The sequence below is a fragment of the Amycolatopsis sp. WGS_07 genome (assembly GCF_045278895.1).
Lineage (GTDB): Bacteria > Actinomycetota > Actinomycetes > Mycobacteriales > Pseudonocardiaceae > Amycolatopsis.
In genome coordinates this window covers 8,336,853-8,351,350 of sequence record NZ_CP136053.1, presented here as the reverse complement: position 1 = coordinate 8,351,350, position 14,498 = coordinate 8,336,853, and the positions used below count along the sequence as shown (strand labels likewise).

General features: G+C 70.6%; 14 protein-coding genes. 9 read left to right on the top strand and 5 right to left on the bottom strand.

All coding sequences use genetic code 11. From position 1 onward, the window contains the following. The first annotated feature begins 29 nt into the window (after positions 1 to 29). On the top strand, positions 30 to 761 hold the full coding sequence (locus tag RPX00_RS39245; protein WP_406633175.1) for a class I SAM-dependent methyltransferase: 732 nt from the start codon (positions 30 to 32) through the stop codon (positions 759 to 761). A 29-nt stretch (positions 762 to 790) separates the two neighbouring features. On the opposite strand, the gene cpt is transcribed toward RPX00_RS39245, so the two are convergent. Together cpt and RPX00_RS39235 are read right to left on the bottom strand one after the other, a co-directional pair. Then, entirely contained in the window at positions 791 to 1,312 is a 522-nt protein-coding gene (cpt, locus tag RPX00_RS39240; RefSeq protein WP_406643238.1) for a chloramphenicol phosphotransferase CPT, read from the bottom strand. 108 nt (positions 1,313 to 1,420) lie between these two features. Continuing rightward, positions 1,421 to 2,368 carry a methionyl-tRNA formyltransferase gene (locus tag RPX00_RS39235; RefSeq protein WP_406633172.1) on the bottom strand — a complete coding sequence of 316 codons (948 nt, stop codon included), beginning with the start codon at positions 2,366 to 2,368 and terminating at the stop codon, positions 1,421 to 1,423. 138 nt (positions 2,369 to 2,506) lie between these two features. Here RPX00_RS39235 and RPX00_RS39230 point away from each other — a divergent pair, with 138 nt between their 5' ends. Both RPX00_RS39230 and RPX00_RS39225 read left to right on the top strand, forming a co-directional pair. Then, positions 2,507 to 3,847 carry a lysine N(6)-hydroxylase/L-ornithine N(5)-oxygenase family protein gene (locus RPX00_RS39230; protein WP_406633170.1) on the top strand — a complete coding sequence of 447 codons (1,341 nt, stop codon included), beginning with the start codon at positions 2,507 to 2,509 and terminating at the stop codon, positions 3,845 to 3,847. Then, positions 3,844 to 4,053, top strand: a complete 210-nt coding sequence (locus RPX00_RS39225) for an MbtH family protein (protein ID WP_406633169.1) — start codon at positions 3,844 to 3,846, stop codon at positions 4,051 to 4,053. The genes RPX00_RS39230 and RPX00_RS39225 overlap by 4 nt, the downstream gene beginning before the upstream one ends. 57 nt (positions 4,054 to 4,110) lie before the next feature. On the opposite strand, the gene RPX00_RS39220 is transcribed toward RPX00_RS39225, so the two are convergent. The 3 genes from RPX00_RS39220 to RPX00_RS39210 form a co-directional block, all read right to left on the bottom strand. After that, complete coding sequence (locus RPX00_RS39220) at positions 4,111 to 5,865, bottom strand: ABC transporter ATP-binding protein (RefSeq protein WP_406633167.1); 1,755 nt, start codon at positions 5,863 to 5,865, stop codon at positions 4,111 to 4,113. Continuing rightward, positions 5,862 to 7,550, bottom strand: a complete 1,689-nt coding sequence (locus RPX00_RS39215) for an ABC transporter ATP-binding protein (protein ID WP_406633165.1) — start codon at positions 7,548 to 7,550, stop codon at positions 5,862 to 5,864. Before RPX00_RS39215 ends, RPX00_RS39220 begins: the two co-directional genes overlap by 4 nt. A gap of 695 nt (positions 7,551 to 8,245) precedes the next feature. Next, complete coding sequence (locus RPX00_RS39210; protein WP_406633163.1) at positions 8,246 to 9,133, bottom strand: hypothetical protein; 888 nt, start codon at positions 9,131 to 9,133, stop codon at positions 8,246 to 8,248. A gap of 43 nt (positions 9,134 to 9,176) precedes the next feature. On the opposite strand from RPX00_RS39210, the gene RPX00_RS39205 reads away from it, so the two are divergent. From RPX00_RS39205 to RPX00_RS39180, 6 genes are all read left to right on the top strand, one after another. Continuing rightward, positions 9,177 to 9,677, top strand: coding sequence for a DinB family protein (locus RPX00_RS39205; protein WP_406633160.1), 501 nt, complete (start codon positions 9,177 to 9,179; stop codon positions 9,675 to 9,677). A 15-nt stretch (positions 9,678 to 9,692) separates the two neighbouring features. Further along, positions 9,693 to 10,403, top strand: coding sequence for an MBL fold metallo-hydrolase (locus RPX00_RS39200; RefSeq protein WP_406633158.1), 711 nt, complete (start codon positions 9,693 to 9,695; stop codon positions 10,401 to 10,403). A 333-nt stretch (positions 10,404 to 10,736) separates the two neighbouring features. Further along, complete coding sequence (locus tag RPX00_RS39195) at positions 10,737 to 11,549, top strand: ABC transporter permease (RefSeq protein WP_406633156.1); 813 nt, start codon at positions 10,737 to 10,739, stop codon at positions 11,547 to 11,549. After that, positions 11,534 to 12,238, top strand: a complete 705-nt coding sequence (locus RPX00_RS39190) for an ABC transporter ATP-binding protein (RefSeq protein WP_406633154.1) — start codon at positions 11,534 to 11,536, stop codon at positions 12,236 to 12,238. The genes RPX00_RS39195 and RPX00_RS39190 overlap by 16 nt, the downstream gene beginning before the upstream one ends. Continuing rightward, positions 12,225 to 13,235, top strand: coding sequence for an ABC transporter substrate-binding protein (locus RPX00_RS39185; RefSeq protein ID WP_406633152.1), 1,011 nt, complete (start codon positions 12,225 to 12,227; stop codon positions 13,233 to 13,235). The genes RPX00_RS39190 and RPX00_RS39185 overlap by 14 nt, the downstream gene beginning before the upstream one ends. Then, a complete protein-coding gene (locus tag RPX00_RS39180) occupies positions 13,232 to 14,386 on the top strand; it encodes an LLM class flavin-dependent oxidoreductase (protein WP_406633150.1) in 1,155 nt (384 codons plus the stop codon). Before RPX00_RS39185 ends, RPX00_RS39180 begins: the two co-directional genes overlap by 4 nt. Positions 14,387 to 14,498 lie beyond the last annotated feature (112 nt).

Sequence of the window (14,498 nt, the reverse complement as noted above, 5' to 3'; positions counted from 1 at the left end):
GGCGGCCGGGCCTGAGTACGGTCGGCTGGGTGGAATTCAGCGAGGACGACGCCGCGGCCGTTTACGACGTGACCAACCCCTGGCGGGCCGAGCCCGGCACCAGCGACGGGTTCTACACCGAGCACGCGACGGCGGCGCGTTCCGTGCTCGACGTCGGCTGCGGCACCGGGCAGATGCTGCATTCGCTGCGCGCGCAAGGACATCACGGCCGGCTGACCGGCATCGACCCGGACGCCGCGGCACTGCGGCGAGCGCGCCGCCGGGCGGACGTCGAATGGGTCGAGGGCCCGGCGGCGGACATCCCGTGGCGTGCGGAATTCGCACTGGCGACCATGGCGAACAACGCTTTCCAGTGCCTGGTGACCGACGCGGACATCGCCGCCTCGCTCACCGCCATCCGCGCCGCGCTGATCGACGGCGGCCAGTTCGTCTTCGAGACCCGGCATCCGCAGGCTCGCGCGTGGGAGGTCTGGGCGGCTGCCGAGCCGGCGCCGTTCGAGTACGCCGGACGTCAGCTGGTGTCGTGGTGGGAGGTCGAATCCGCGGACGACGGCGTCGTGACCTTCACCGAAACCGTCGGCGAACCCGACCGGACACCACTGCGCACCGACCGCGCGACGCTGCGGTTCCTCGACGTCGACCCGCTCAACGCCGCACTGCGCCGAGCCGGGTTCGCCGTCGAACACCAGTACGGCGACTTCCGCGGCGGCCCGATCACCGCGGACAGCGGGTCGATCGTCACTGTCGCGCGGGCTGCCTAGTGCTCTGGAAGGGCTCACCGGGTTGCGGATCAGCTGACATGTGCGGCGATGGTTCGCGCGCACTCAAGCGACTCGGTACGCGTGGTGTCCACCTCCAGGTCATAGACCATGCCCCGGTGGACCGCCTCCGCCTGAGCCGCCGCCATGCCGATGGCCCGATCACCTCGTGCGACCTCGCGGCCCGCGGCAACCGCGCTGTCGCACCGGACGCCGACCCACAGCACCCGCAGTCCGCCCAAAGCCTTCTGCCATCGCTGCTGGGAGTCCGCTCCGCCGAGGAAGACCTCGTCGACGATGACCCGGGCGCCCGCGCGGGCCATCGCGGCGACCCCCTCGATCCATGCCGCTTCCAGCGTCCGGAACTCCGGCCCGACGACCACCTGTCCGTCCGGAGCGAACTCGATCCCGGCATTCGACGCCCGCATCGACTGAGGCAACGCCTCAACCAGTGTGTCTGTCCCCAGGGCCAGCCATGGATCCGGCAGGACTGCCTGCAGGCATCGAACGATCCCGGACTTCCCCGAGCTGGAACCGCCGTTGAGAAGGATCACCTCAGTAAACACGACGCCACGGTAGAGGCATCGCAACAACGCTCGAAACGGATTTCCGCGAACGCCGCACCACCCGCCGCAACCCGGTAAACCCGCCCAGTCAGCGCCCTAAGGACGATCAGTGAGGTAGCCGCCCATGGTCGTGAAGTACTCCGTCGCAGGCAGCTCCCGGTCGTCGGCCGTGCGGACGCGTTCGATGCGCAAACCGGGCGATTTGCCGCGGCGGGCCTCGGGGCCCGCGACGATCACCACGCCCTCGCCTTCGCGGATGAAGATGCGGCCCGGAGTCCCGCCGTAGTGGCCGTCCGAGATCGACGCGCGCACGATGCGCAGCTGTTCGCCGCGGTGGTAGGTGAACGCGTTGGGGTACGGGTCGGATTGGGCGCGCACGAGGCGGTCCAGCTCTTCGGCGGACCACGTCCAGTCGATGCGGCTGTCGCGCGGGGCGCGCTTGTGGAAGAAGCTCGCCTTCGACCGGTCCTGCGGGATCGGGACCATCGTGCCGGATCCGATCAGGCCGAGGGCTTCGGTCACGAGCGGCTCGATGAGGTCCACGGTGCGGTGGAACAGATCCGTGGCGGTGTCGCGCGGGCCGACCGCGACGGCGCGCTGGGCCACGATGTCGCCCGCGTCGAGTTCGCCGTTCATCATGTGCGCGGTGACGCCGACCTCCGGTTCGCCGTTGATCAGCGCCCAGATGATGGGGGAGAAGCCGGCGTAGGCGGGCAGGAGCGAATCGTGGACGTTGAGCGTGCCGTGGCGCGGCAGGTCGAAGATCTCCGGCGGCAGCCAGGTGCGCCAGTTGTTCGCGACGATCAGGTCCAGGTCGGCGGCCTTCAGCTCGGCGAGCAGTTCGGCGTCGTCCGGGCGGGTGCGCAGCAGAGTGCGGATCCCGTTCGACTCGGCGAGGTCCGCCACCGAATCGCTCCAGATCCGCTCGTAGGCGTGGTCGCTCGGCGGGTGCGTCACCACCAGCCGCACGTCGTGGCCCGCGTCGAGGAGGGCTTTCAGGGTGCGGTGTCCCCAGGTCTGGTAGCCGAACATGGCCACGCGCATCGGCGGTGCACCTTTCGTGGTCGGGACGAACATCACCCAGACAGTACTAGTTGAGGCTTACCTAAGTTAGGTTAGGGTTTCTTGAACAGTGGTCAGTCGAGAAACGGCGATGCGGCAGTGCCGCGCTAGGGGACTTTCATGTCACGAGCAGGGGCCGGGAGCAGCCGGGTGCCGGTGTACGACGTGGTCGGAGTCGGGTTCGGGCCGTCCAACCTGGCGCTCGCGATCGCCCTCGCCGAGCACAACGCGGGCTCGGGCGAGACGGTCACGGCGCATTTCCTGGAGCGCCAGCCCCGGTTCGGCTGGCATCGCGGGATGCTGATCGACACCGCGACCATGCAGGTGTCGTTCCTCAAGGACCTGGCGACGATGCGGAACCCGGCGAGCGCGTTCACCTTCCTGAACTATCTCCACGAGAAGGGGCGGCTGGTCGATTTCATCAACCACAAGACCCTCTTCCCGCTGCGCGTGGAGTTCCACGACTACTTCGAGTGGGCCGCGGCGAAGGTCGACGACCTCGTGTCCTACGGCAGCGAGGTCGTTTCGGTCGAACCGGTGCACGACAGCGGCGAGATCGTGTACTTCGACGTGCGCGCCGAGGTGGACGGCGAGATCACCGAACTGCGGGCCCGGAATCTGGTGCTGGGCACCGGGTTGCGCGCGAAGCTGCCGGACGGTGTCGTCGCCGGGGAACGAATCTGGCACAACAGCGAGCTGCTGCACCGCGTGGAGTCGTTGCGCGGCACGGACGCCCGGCGGTTCGTGGTGATCGGTGCCGGCCAGAGTGCAGCCGAGGTCGCCGCGTTGCTGCACGACGAGTTCCCGCGCGCCGAGGTGTGCGCGGTGTTCGCGCGCTACGGCTACAGCCCTGCCGACGACAGTGCGTTCGCCAACCGCATCTTCGACCCCGAGGCGGTCGATTCCTTCTATGCGGCAAGCGAACCGGTCAAGGAACGCCTGATGCGCTACCACGGCGCGACGAACTACTCCGCGGTCGACCTGGACCTCATCGACGAGCTGTACCGTCGGCGGTACCAGGAAAAGGTGCTCGGCGTGGAACGGTTGCGATTCTTCAATGTCTCGCAGCCTGTCGAGGTCGCCGACCAGGGAACGCACGTCCGCGCGACGGTCGAATCGCTGGCGACGGGGGAGCGTTCGGTCCTGGACGCCGACGCCGTTGTCTACGCGACCGGCTACCGCCCCGCGGACCCGACGCCGCTGCTGGGCGGCCTGGCCGCGCACTGCCGCCGAGACGTCGAGGGCCGGTTGAAGGTCGAACGGGACTACCGGATCACGACCGACCCGAGTGTGCGCGGCGGCCTCTACCTGCAAGGCGGCACCGAACATACGCACGGCATCACCTCTTCGCTGCTCTCGAACACCGCGGTGCGCGTCGGGGAGATCCTGCAGTCCATTGTGGACCGGCGCGCCGCGGTCGCCGATCCCGTCGAGTACGCGGTGAGTGGGCAGGCGCTATGACGAACCCCTTCGAGGACCCCGACGGCACGTACCGGGTCCTGGTGAACGACGAAGGTCAGCACAGCCTGTGGCCGGACTTCGTCGCGGTCCCGGACGGCTGGCGAACGACCTTCGGCCCCGCCGAACGGCAAGCCTGCCTGGACCACATCGAGCGCACGTGGACCGACCTGCGCCCCCGCTCGCTGATCGACCGCGCCGAATCCTGACGTTCCGTGAAGGACTCCTTCCAGGACTTAGATTCCCTCAAGGAGTCCTTCACGGACCTAGCCGCGCAGTCCGGACCAGGCCGCCCACAACGCAGCGTACTGGCCCCCAGCGGCGACCAATTCCTCGTGCGTACCGGATTCGACGACGGCTCCGGCGTCCAGGACGACAATGCGGTCCGACGCGGCCGCTTGGGTGAGGCGGTGCGCCACGATCAGACCGGTGCGGCCTTCGAGAGCGGCCCCCGCCGCGGCCTCCAACGCCTTAGCCCCCGCACTACCGGCCTCTGCCGTGGCCTCGTCGAGAATCGCCACCGGTGGATCGGCCAGCACCAACCGAACCAACGCGAGCTGCTGAGCCTGCGTGACCGTCAACCGATGCCCGCCCTCGCCGACGACGGTGGAAAGCCCCTCCGGCAACTCCTCTGCCCACTCGAGCGCACCGACTTTCGCGAGCGCGGCCCGCAGCTCCTCGTCGCTGGCATCAGGAGCAGCCAGCCGGAGATCGTCAGCCAATGTCCCGCTGAAGACATGCACCTCTTGGCTGATCAACCCCACCGCCCGCCGAGCGCCCAGCGGACCGAGCTGCTCAAGCGGAACGCCCCCGATCGACACCGCACCGCTGCTCGCCTGATGGATCCCGGCGATCAGCTTCGCCAACGTCGTCTTCCCGGCCCCGCTGGCCCCGACGAGCGCGACCCGCTCCCCGGGTGCCACCTCGAGATCGACGTCCCGCAGCACCGGGTGACCGTCCACATAGGAATGCCCAACCCCGGCGGCCTTCACGGACGCGTCAACCGGCCGCTCCACCCGGCTCGGCTCAGCAGGCACGGGCAGATCCGCCACCCCGACCAGCCGGGCCAGACTCGCCGCCGCAGCCTGGGCGTCGTCTACCAACGCGAGCGCGGTGTTGATCGGCCCGAAGAGACTGTGAAAGTACAACGCGGCCGCGGTAGCCACCCCGACCGTCGCGAGATTCGTCCCCACCAACAGAAAACCAGCCGCCAGCACCGCGGACAGCCCGACGAACTCGGCCAGGTTCAGCCGCCCGTAGAACCGCGTCGCGAGCCGGACCCCGCGCAGCGCCAGTTCCACCGCGCCATTCGAGCGGGACCGGACCCGATCGACGTGCGCGTCCGCCAGCCGAAACGCGCGGACGGTCTTGGCCCCGCCGATGGTGTCAAGAAGTTGCTGCTGCTGCGCGCCGACCGCGGCTCGCTGGGCAGCGTACAACGGCGTCGCGCGCCGGACGTACCAGCGGACGGTATGCAGCTGGATCGGGACGGCCAGCAAAGCCGCAGCGAGGAATCGCCAGTCGAGAACCGCCATCGCGACCAGCGTGAGCACGATCGTCAGCACCGACCGGGCCAACGCGGGCAGCGCTTGCCGGACCGCGTCGGCGACCACCGAGACGTCATTGGTGACCCGGGCGGTCAAGTCCCCGGAACCCGCCTTCTCGACCTGCTCCAGCGGCAGCCCGAGCGCCCGGTCGACGAACCGTTCCCGCAGGTCGGCGAGCATCGTTTCGCCAAGGCGGGCGAGCATCGAGACGCCGATGGCCGTGGCGATCGCGGACGTCACCGCCACCAGGACTAGGCCCACCACCGGATACACCAGCGAAGACGCGGGCTCGCGGCTGGCGACGAGATCGACGACCCGGCCGAGCAGGGGAGCGGTGAGCAGCCCGATCGCGGTCGCGCCGATCACGAAGCCGAACGAGCCGGCCGCGCGGAGTTTCGCCTGGCGCACCAGGTCGAGCAGGACAGCGCGGATCCGCGGTCCGTCAGCGACCGGCAGAAGTTCGCGTTCCGTCATGAAAGCACCGCCGCTCGGTAGGCCGCCTCGTCGTGGACAAGCTCGGCGTGGCTGCCTTCCGCGACGACCCGGCCGTCCTCGATCAAGACGACTCGGTCCGTTGCCGCCAGCAGGGCCGGACTGGTGGTGACCACGATCGTCGTCCGGTCTCGCCGAAGCTGCGCGACGCCGGTAGCGATCCGGGCTTCGGTGACGGTGTCGACGGCGGTGGTCGGATCGTGCAGCACCAAAACCGGTGCCTCGGTGGCGAGGGCTCGTGCCAGGGCAACCCGTTGCCGCTGCCCGCCGGACAGCGATCGCCCGCGTTCGGTGACGGTGGTGGTCGTGCCGGACGGGAGGGTCGCGGCGACTTCGTCGGCGGCCGAGGCGGACAGGACGCCCTCGGGGACGGCGGGCATTCCGCCGCGGACGTTGTCGTCCACGGTGCCCTCGAACAGGTCCGTGTCGTGCGCGGCGACGAGGACGACCTCTCGGACTCGGTCTGGATCCACTGTGGACAGACTCACCGCGTCGACGTGCACGGTGCCGTCGCGAGGATCGGCGAAGCGGCCGAGACAGTCGAGGAGATCGGTGGCCGTGGCGGGGTCGCTGGTGACGACGCCGAGCAGTTCGCCGGGCGGGACGAAGAGGTCGAGGCCGCGGAGTTTGCCATGGGAGACACCGGAAAGCGTCACGCTGCCGCGCGCGGGGACGGGCAGTTCGCCGGTTCCGTCGGGGACCGCCGGCGGCGCGCTGAGCACGGCGGCTACCCGGCCGGCGGAGGCGCGGCCCTGGGCGAGCTGGCCGTTGACCCAGGCGAAGATGGTGAACGGCGTCTGCAGGAACTGCGCCAGCCCGACCGCCGCGACGAGGTCGCCGACGGAGATCTCGCCGTTCGCCGCGAGCGAGCCGCCGACGAGGGCGACGATCGCGATGAAGATCCCGGTGAGCGCGAGCAGTGCACCGTTGTGCCACGCCTGCGCCCGGGCCGCGCGGATGGTCGCCCGCAGGGAATCCCGGCTGGTGCGCCGGTAGCGCGCGGTCGCCGCCGGTTCCGCGCCGATGCCCTTCAGCACCCGCAGCCCGCTGACGAGATCGGCCGCGACGCCCGACGCGTGCGCGGCGCGTTCCTGCTCCAGCTCGCTGCGCTTCTCCAATGGTTTGCCGATGAGGTGGGCGAGGAAGAGCAGCGGCGGGGTGCCGAGGAGGACGAGCAGCCCGAGCGGCACCGACATCCGGATGAGCACGACCGCGCTCACGACGAGCCCGGCGAACGCCGCGATCCCGAACGGCAGCACCGCGTTGATCATCCCGACCCGGCGGGCGTCCGACGTGCCGACGCTCACCAGTTCTCCAGCGAGGGCACCGGCTTCCGCACCCCCGCGCGGATGCAGGACGCGACGGCTGACGGCGAGCCGGATCTCGTGCGCGGCCCGTTCGGAAGCGCGTTCGGCAGCCCGCGCGCCGAAGCGGTAGCTGTAGGAGAGCACGAGAAAGACGAGGGCCAGCACGGCCAGCCAGCCGAGGAGGGTGAGCGCGGAACTGTCGGCGACGGCGCGGTCGAGGACGACGCCGATGACGACCGGGACGAGCGCTTCGCCGCCTTGGTGACCGGCGGCGAGGACGGACGCGGCGAGGACGGATTTCCGCTGGCCGGTGATGGCCGCGCGGAGAACGGCACGGCCGGTTGCGGGCGGGGTGGTCACGGGCGGCTCCGGGGCGGGCGGTTGGGGGTGCGGCCTGGTTTGGGGTGGCTGGTGGCGTTGTGCGGGCCTGTTTGGCTGGCTTTGCGCGTGGTGGTCACCGGCGGCCGGGTGGGTTGCCGCGTGCTGGTGATGGTGCGGCGGAGGCTCGCTGGGCCGGTTGCGGGCGCGGTGATCACGGGCGGCTCCCGGTCGGAGCGCGGACCGGTTTCGGGTAGCCGGTGGCTGCGCGGAGGACGGCTTGGCTGGCTTTGAGAGCGGCGGTCAACGGCGGCGCCGGGACAGGAGGCTGGGTGCGGTGGAGGCCCGCTTGGCTGACGGTGGGGGTCACGGGCGGCTCCGGGATGGGCGGCTGGTGGTGCGGGCCGGTTTCGGGCGGCCGGTGACAGCGCTGCGAGCACCAGTTCGGCTGGCTTGGGGCGCGGCGGTCACGAGCGGCTCCGGCGCGGTCGGGTTTCCGCCCGGCGGTGACGGCGCAGTGCGGGCCAGCTTGGCCGGTCTCCGGGATGCGCGGATCGGTGTCCGTTGCCCGGGAACGGCGTCGCGACCGGTGTCGCTGAGCTGCGTGCAGAAGGCTGGTGCCGCGGCCCGTCGTCGTCACCGGCGCCTCCGTTCGTGCAGGCGAGGCCGGTCTGGTCGCCGGTTCTTCCCTTTCGTCCCGCTTAGGAAGGGTAGCCTAACCTCGCGCGGAGGAAGTCTTACCGGTGGGCGTCCCGGCCAGCGGGCTCGGTCTCCGAGGGCTCCTCGACGGAGGCGGCCGCGGGCTCGGGTTCGCCGAAGCGGGCCAGCGCCAGGGCGGCCGCGACCGCGAGCACGAACCCGATCAGCGCGACCACCGCGAAGCCGGGCCGTGTCCGGTCGCCGAGCAGTAGGACGCCGATCAGCGACGGCATCACCGTCTCGCCGAGCACCATCATCGCCGTGGCCGTCGTGACGCTGCCGCGTTGCAGAGCGGTCGCGAAGAACAGCATGGCCAGCGCGCCCGCGACGGCGACGACGTACAGCGCGGGGTCGCGCAGCAGGTCCAGCGGCGCGAGGCTCGGGATGACCCGGCCCGCTACCGCGACTAGGCCGAAGCACAGCCCGGCGACCAGGCCGAGTCCGGCGGTGCGGACGCGGTCTCCGGCGCGTCCGATGAGGAGTCCGGCGATCCCGAGCACCACTGCGGCACCGGCCAACGTCAGTCGGAAGCCCAGGGCCACCTCGCTGGAGCCCTCGCTTTCCGCGGACGAACCGAGCAGCGCGAGCCCGGCGCACACCACGCCGACGGCGGTCCATTCCCGGGTGCCGAGCCGGACGCCGAACACTCGCACCGCGACGGCCGTCACCGCGAGGCTCGCGGCTTGCGTGGCCTGCACGAGAAACAGCGGCAGCACGTGCAGGGCGGCGATCTGCGCGACGAAACCGACGCCGTCGAGCAGCAGGCCGACGACGAACTTCCACTGCCGCAGCACGCGCAGCGGCAACCGTGGGTCGACTCCGGTGCCGCCGTCGTCGGGAGTGGCCTTCGCGGCCACCGCCTGCATGACCGAAGCGACGCCGTAGGCCACCGCGGAGAGCAGCGCGCACAGAAATCCCCACACCATGACGCCGAGACTATTCCTCTCTGGTGCCAGTAGGGTCGGGGCCATGGCGGAGGTAGAACGCGTCTGGCCCGATCCGCTCGACGGTGACGAACTGACGGTGCAGACGCGGTTCCTCGAGTTCCTCCGGGCGACAGCGGTGCGGAAGATCACCGGACTGACCCGCGCGCAGGCCGCCGCGACGCCGTTGCCGAGTTCGCCGCGGACCTGCGCGCTGGGCGTGCTCAAGCACCTCACCGCGGTCGAGCGGTGGTGGCTGGTGATCGAGGCGGGCGGTTCCGCCGAGCCGTCGCTGTGGCCGGGTTCGCCGGACCCGAGCTGGGACCTGACGCCCGAAGACGACGTGACCAGCGTGGTCGCGGCCTATCGCGAGGAGTGGGCACGGTCGGCGGCGGCGCTGGAAGGGCTGCCTCCGGAGGACCGGACGCGGCGGTCCGGGGAGTTCACCGTCCGCTGGGTGCTGGCGCACGTCGTGCAGGAGACGGCGCGGCACGTCGGGCACCTCGACGCGCTGCGGGAACTGGCCGACGGCTCTGTCGGGGAGTGACGTTACGCTGCGGGCATGGCAGACCAGCTCTACTTCCGCCAGTTGCTCGCCGGCCGTGACTTCGCCGTCGGGGACCCCGTCGCGACCCAGATGGTGAATTTCGCTTACCTGATCGGGGACCGCGAAGCGGGCGAGGCGGTGCTGGTCGACCCGGCGTACGCGGTCGGCGACCTGGTCGAGACGCTCGAAGCCGACGGGATGCGGCTCACCGGCGTGCTCGCGACGCACCATCACCCGGACCACGTCGGCGGCGACATGATGGGCTTCTCGCTGCCGGGCATCGCCGAGCTGCTCGCGCTGCGGCCGGTCCCGATCCACGTCAACGCGCAGGAAACCGAGTGGGTCCGCCGGGTGACCGGGGTGTCGGACACCGACCTGCGCGCGCACGACCACGACGACGTCGTGACAGTCGGCTCGATCGACATCCGGCTGCTCCACACGCCGGGGCACACGCCGGGCAGCCAGTGCTTCCTGGTCGGCGACCGGCTGGTCTCGGGGGACACGCTGTTCCTGGAGGGCTGCGGCCGGACCGACTTCCCCGGCGGCGACGCGGACGCGATTTTCCGCAGCCTGCAATGGCTGGCGACGCTGCCGGGCGACCCGGTGGTGTATCCGGGCCACCAGTATTCGCCGGAATCGTCGGCGTCCCTTTCGCAAGTAAAGGGCACGAATTTCGTGTTCCGGCCGCGGTCGCTGGAGGAATGGCGGCGGATGTTCGGCGGCTGACCGCCGTTCCCGCGGGCACTCGAGCGCGGCCTTCCCGGCGCGCGGTGCCCGATGTTCGGCGACGGTGCGGGAAACCCGTCCCGCATCCCGGGCGTTCGCGCATCCGCCCGGTGAACAAACCCGGTACACCGCCACGCCGGTTCCAGTGCGTGAGAGCGCTCCGGCGCGACATTGACTTCACCCGTCCGGGGATCGAAGCTCGGGGGCATGAAGCGCGGCGTCCTCCTCGTGTGCCGCCTGCACGTCGACCTCCGGCAGCAGGCGAGCGCGGTCTGTCTGTCCCGCCGCTGAATCCCGTTCCCTGAACCGAAAACCCCCACCCGGGAGAAATCCGTGTCGATTTCCACCACGGGCGTGCTGCCGCGCGCCGAAACGGCCGGGCCGAAGCGCGCGCGGTGGCGGCTGCCGTCGCTGCGCCGCTGGATCAGCCCGGTCGCACTGGTGCTCGCGTGGCAGATCGCCAGCTCGACCGGCGCGCTGCCGCCCGACAAGCTCAGTTCGCCCTTGACCGTCCTGCAGGCGGGCGTCGACGTCGCCCGCAGCGGCGAACTCGGCAGCGCGTTCGTCGTTTCGCTGGGCCGCGTCGGCGCGGGTTTCGCGCTCGGGGCGCTGGCCGGGCTGCTGCTCGGGACGATCGCGGGGCTGTCCCGCTGGGGCGAGGCGCTGGTCGACCCGCCGGTGCAGATGCTGCGCACGCTGCCGTTCCTCGGCTTGATCCCGCTGTTCATCCTGTGGTTCGGGATCGGCGAGGAGACCAAGATCTTCCTCGTCGCGCTCGGCGTCGCGTTTCCGCTGTACCTGAATGTCCACTCAGGAATCCGCACCGCCGATCCGCAGCTCGTGGAAGCCGCGCGGGCACTGGGCTTCACCCGGGGCGAACGGCTGTGGCACGTCGTCCTGCCGGGTGCGCTGCCGCAGGCGCTGGTCGGGCTGCGGCAGTCGCTCGGCGTCGCGTGGCTCGCGCTGATCGTCGGCGAGACGGTGAACGCGGACGCCGGAATCGGTTACCTCATCAACAACGCCCGCGAGTTCCTGCGCACCGACGTCGTGGTGGTCGGGCTCGTGGTCTACGCCGTGCTGGGTCTCGTCACCGACGCGCTCGTCCGGCTGCTCGAAAGGAGGGCCTTGCGATGGCGAGCCCGGTAGTCGAGGTCCGCGACCTCGTGAAGAAGTTCGGCGACCGCACTGTCCTCAATAGACTCAACCTGGACATCGGCCCCGGCGAGTTCGTCGCGCTGCTCGGGCGGAGCGGGTCCGGGAAGTCGACGCTGCTGAAGGTTCTGGCCGGCCTGGACCAGGAAATCGAGGGCACAGCCCGCGTTGAGGGCACGGTTTCGGTGGCGTTCCAGCAGCCGCGGCTGCTGCCGTGGCGCAAGGTCTGGCGGAACATCGTGCTAGGCCTGCACCAGGACAACGACCGTGCGGTGGCGGAGAAAGCGCTGGCCGAAGTACAGCTGTCGGAACACGCTGACAAGTGGCCGCTCACGCTGTCCGGCGGTGAGGCGCAACGGGTTTCGCTCGCCCGGGCGCTGGTCCGCGAGCCGGACCTGCTGTTGCTGGATGAACCGTTCGGCGCGCTCGACGCGTTGACCCGGTTGGCGATGCACCGGCTCGTCGAGGATCTGTGGCGCACGCACCAGCCCGCCGTGCTGCTGGTGACCCACGACGTCGACGAGGCGCTCGTGCTCGCCGACCGGATCCTCGTGCTCGGCGAGGGCCACATCGTCGCCGAACACGTCCTCGGCCAGCCGCGTCCGCGGAAGGCCGCCGACCACGCCGAGGTGCGCAGCCGCGTCCTGGCCGATTTGGGAGTGACCGAAGGTGCACCTGCGTAACGTCCTGGCCGCGGCGCTGTTGCTGACCGGGCTGGCCGCCTGCTCGTCGTCCACTTCGGACGGTCGCGCGCCAGTGCCCGCCGCGGTGTCGCCCGCTGAACTCAAGAAGGTCACGCTGCGCGTCGGCGACCAGAAGGGTGGGGTGAAATCCCTGCTCACCGCGGCGAATCAGCTGAGCGGGACGCCGTATCGGATCGAGTGGTCCACCTTCACTTCCGGTCCGCCGTTGCTGGAGGCGGCGTCGGCGGGCGCGATTGATATCGGCCGGGTGGGCAATACGCCGCCGATTTTCGCCGCCGCGTCGAAGGCGAAGATCTCCGTGGTGAGCGTCGCGAAGAGCAATGTGGAGCGGGAAACCATTCTGGTGCCGCCGGATTCGCCGCTCACCGATGTCGCGTCGCTGCGGGGCAAGACCGTCGGCGTGGCGAAGGGGAGTTCGGCGCACGGCCAGCTGCTCAACACGCTGAAGAAGGCTGGTCTGTCTACAAAGGACATCAAGATCTCGTTCCTGCAGCCGTCCGAAGCCTTCGCCGCGTTCACCCAGCACCAGATCGACGCGTGGGCGATCTGGGATCCGTACACCGCGCAAGCTCAGCTCGACGCGCACGCCCGGGTGCTTGCCGACGGTCGCGGCGCGTCCAACGGGCTCGCCTTCGAGACCGCGAGCACCACTGCGCTCGCCGATCCGGGCAAGAACTCGGCGATCAAGGACTTCGTGCAGCGCGTCGTGAAGGCCCAGCTGTGGTCGAACACGCATCGGGACGAATGGGCGCGGGCGTGGGCCGCGGAAACCGGGTTGAAGCCCGAGGTGGCGAAGAAGGCCGTTTCCGCCGGGCGGGACCGGCCGATCCCGCTGGACGATTCTGTTGTCACTTCCGAACAACAGCTCGCCGACGCGTTCACGAACGAGGGCACGCTGCCCGGGAAGGTCGACTTCGCGGCGTTCGTCGACCGCCGTTACGGGCCCGACATCGAGGCCGCGAGGAGGAACGGATGAGCGTGAAACTGCACTGGTTCCTGCCGACCAGCGGGGACGGCCGGACGATCGTGGAACGCTTCCACGCCAACAAATCCCAGGGCCCGAGCGCGCAGCGGCCGGCGGACCTTGACTACCTCGCGCAGGTCGCCCGCGCGGCCGAGCGGCTCGGCTTCGAGGGCGTGCTGACGCCGACCGGGACCTGGTGCGAGGACGCCTGGCTGACCACCGCCGCGCTCATCCGCGAGACGAGCCGCCTGAAGTTCCTGGTCGCGTTCCGGCCGGGCGTCATCTCGCCCACGCTCGCCGCGCAGATGGCCGGCACGTTCCAGCGGCTGTCCGGCGGCCGGGTCCTGCTGAACATCGTGACCGGCGGCGACGAGATCGAACAGCGCCGCTTCGGCGACTGGCACGACCACGACGCCCGCTACGCCCGGACCGACGAGTTCCTGTCGATCGTGCGCGGCGTGTGGTCGGGCAAGCCGTTCGACTTCACCGGCGACCACCTGCGCGTCGAGGGAGCCACGACGCTCGCCGCGCCGGATCCGGTGCCGCCGCTGTACTTCGGCGGTTCTTCGGCGGCGGCGCTTCCGGTCGCCGCCCGGCACGCCGATGTGTATTTGACGTGGGGCGAGCCGCCCGCGCAGGTCGCGGAGAAGATCGGCAAGGTGCGGGAACTGGCGGCGGCCGCCGGTCGGACGGTCCGGTTCGGCGTCCGGCTGCACACGATCGCGCGCGACACGTCGGAGGAGGCGTGGGCGGAGGCGCAGAAGCTGCTCGACGCGCTGAACCCGGAGCAGATCGCGAAGGCACAGGCCCAGCTGGCGGCGAGCGGGTCGGTGGGGCAGCAGCGAATGGTCGCGCTGCACGGCGGCAAGGCCGGGAGTTCGGCGCGGGATCTGGAGATCCACCCGCACCTGTGGGCGGGCATCGGCCTGGTCCGCGGCGGGGCGGGTACGGCGCTGGTGGGCAGTTACTCGGAGATCGCGGACCTGATCGAGGAGTACCACGACGCCGGGGTGTCGGAGTTCGTGCTGTCCGGGTATCCGCATCTGGAGGAGGCGTACTGGTTCGGCGAGGGCGTCCGCCCGGAACTGGCGCGGCGCGGGTTGCTGGCCGAGGTCCCGGTGCTGCGGGCGGTGCCGGGGGAGCGGGCGGTGGCGGCGCAGTAAGGAGAGTCGTGAGTGGCGTTGCCGGTTCTAACCGGGATTGCCGCTCACGAGGGAACCCGCGTGTGGTGGCGTGGGCGGTCGGCTGGGGCTCGTGGGTGCTGGTGCCGGTGGA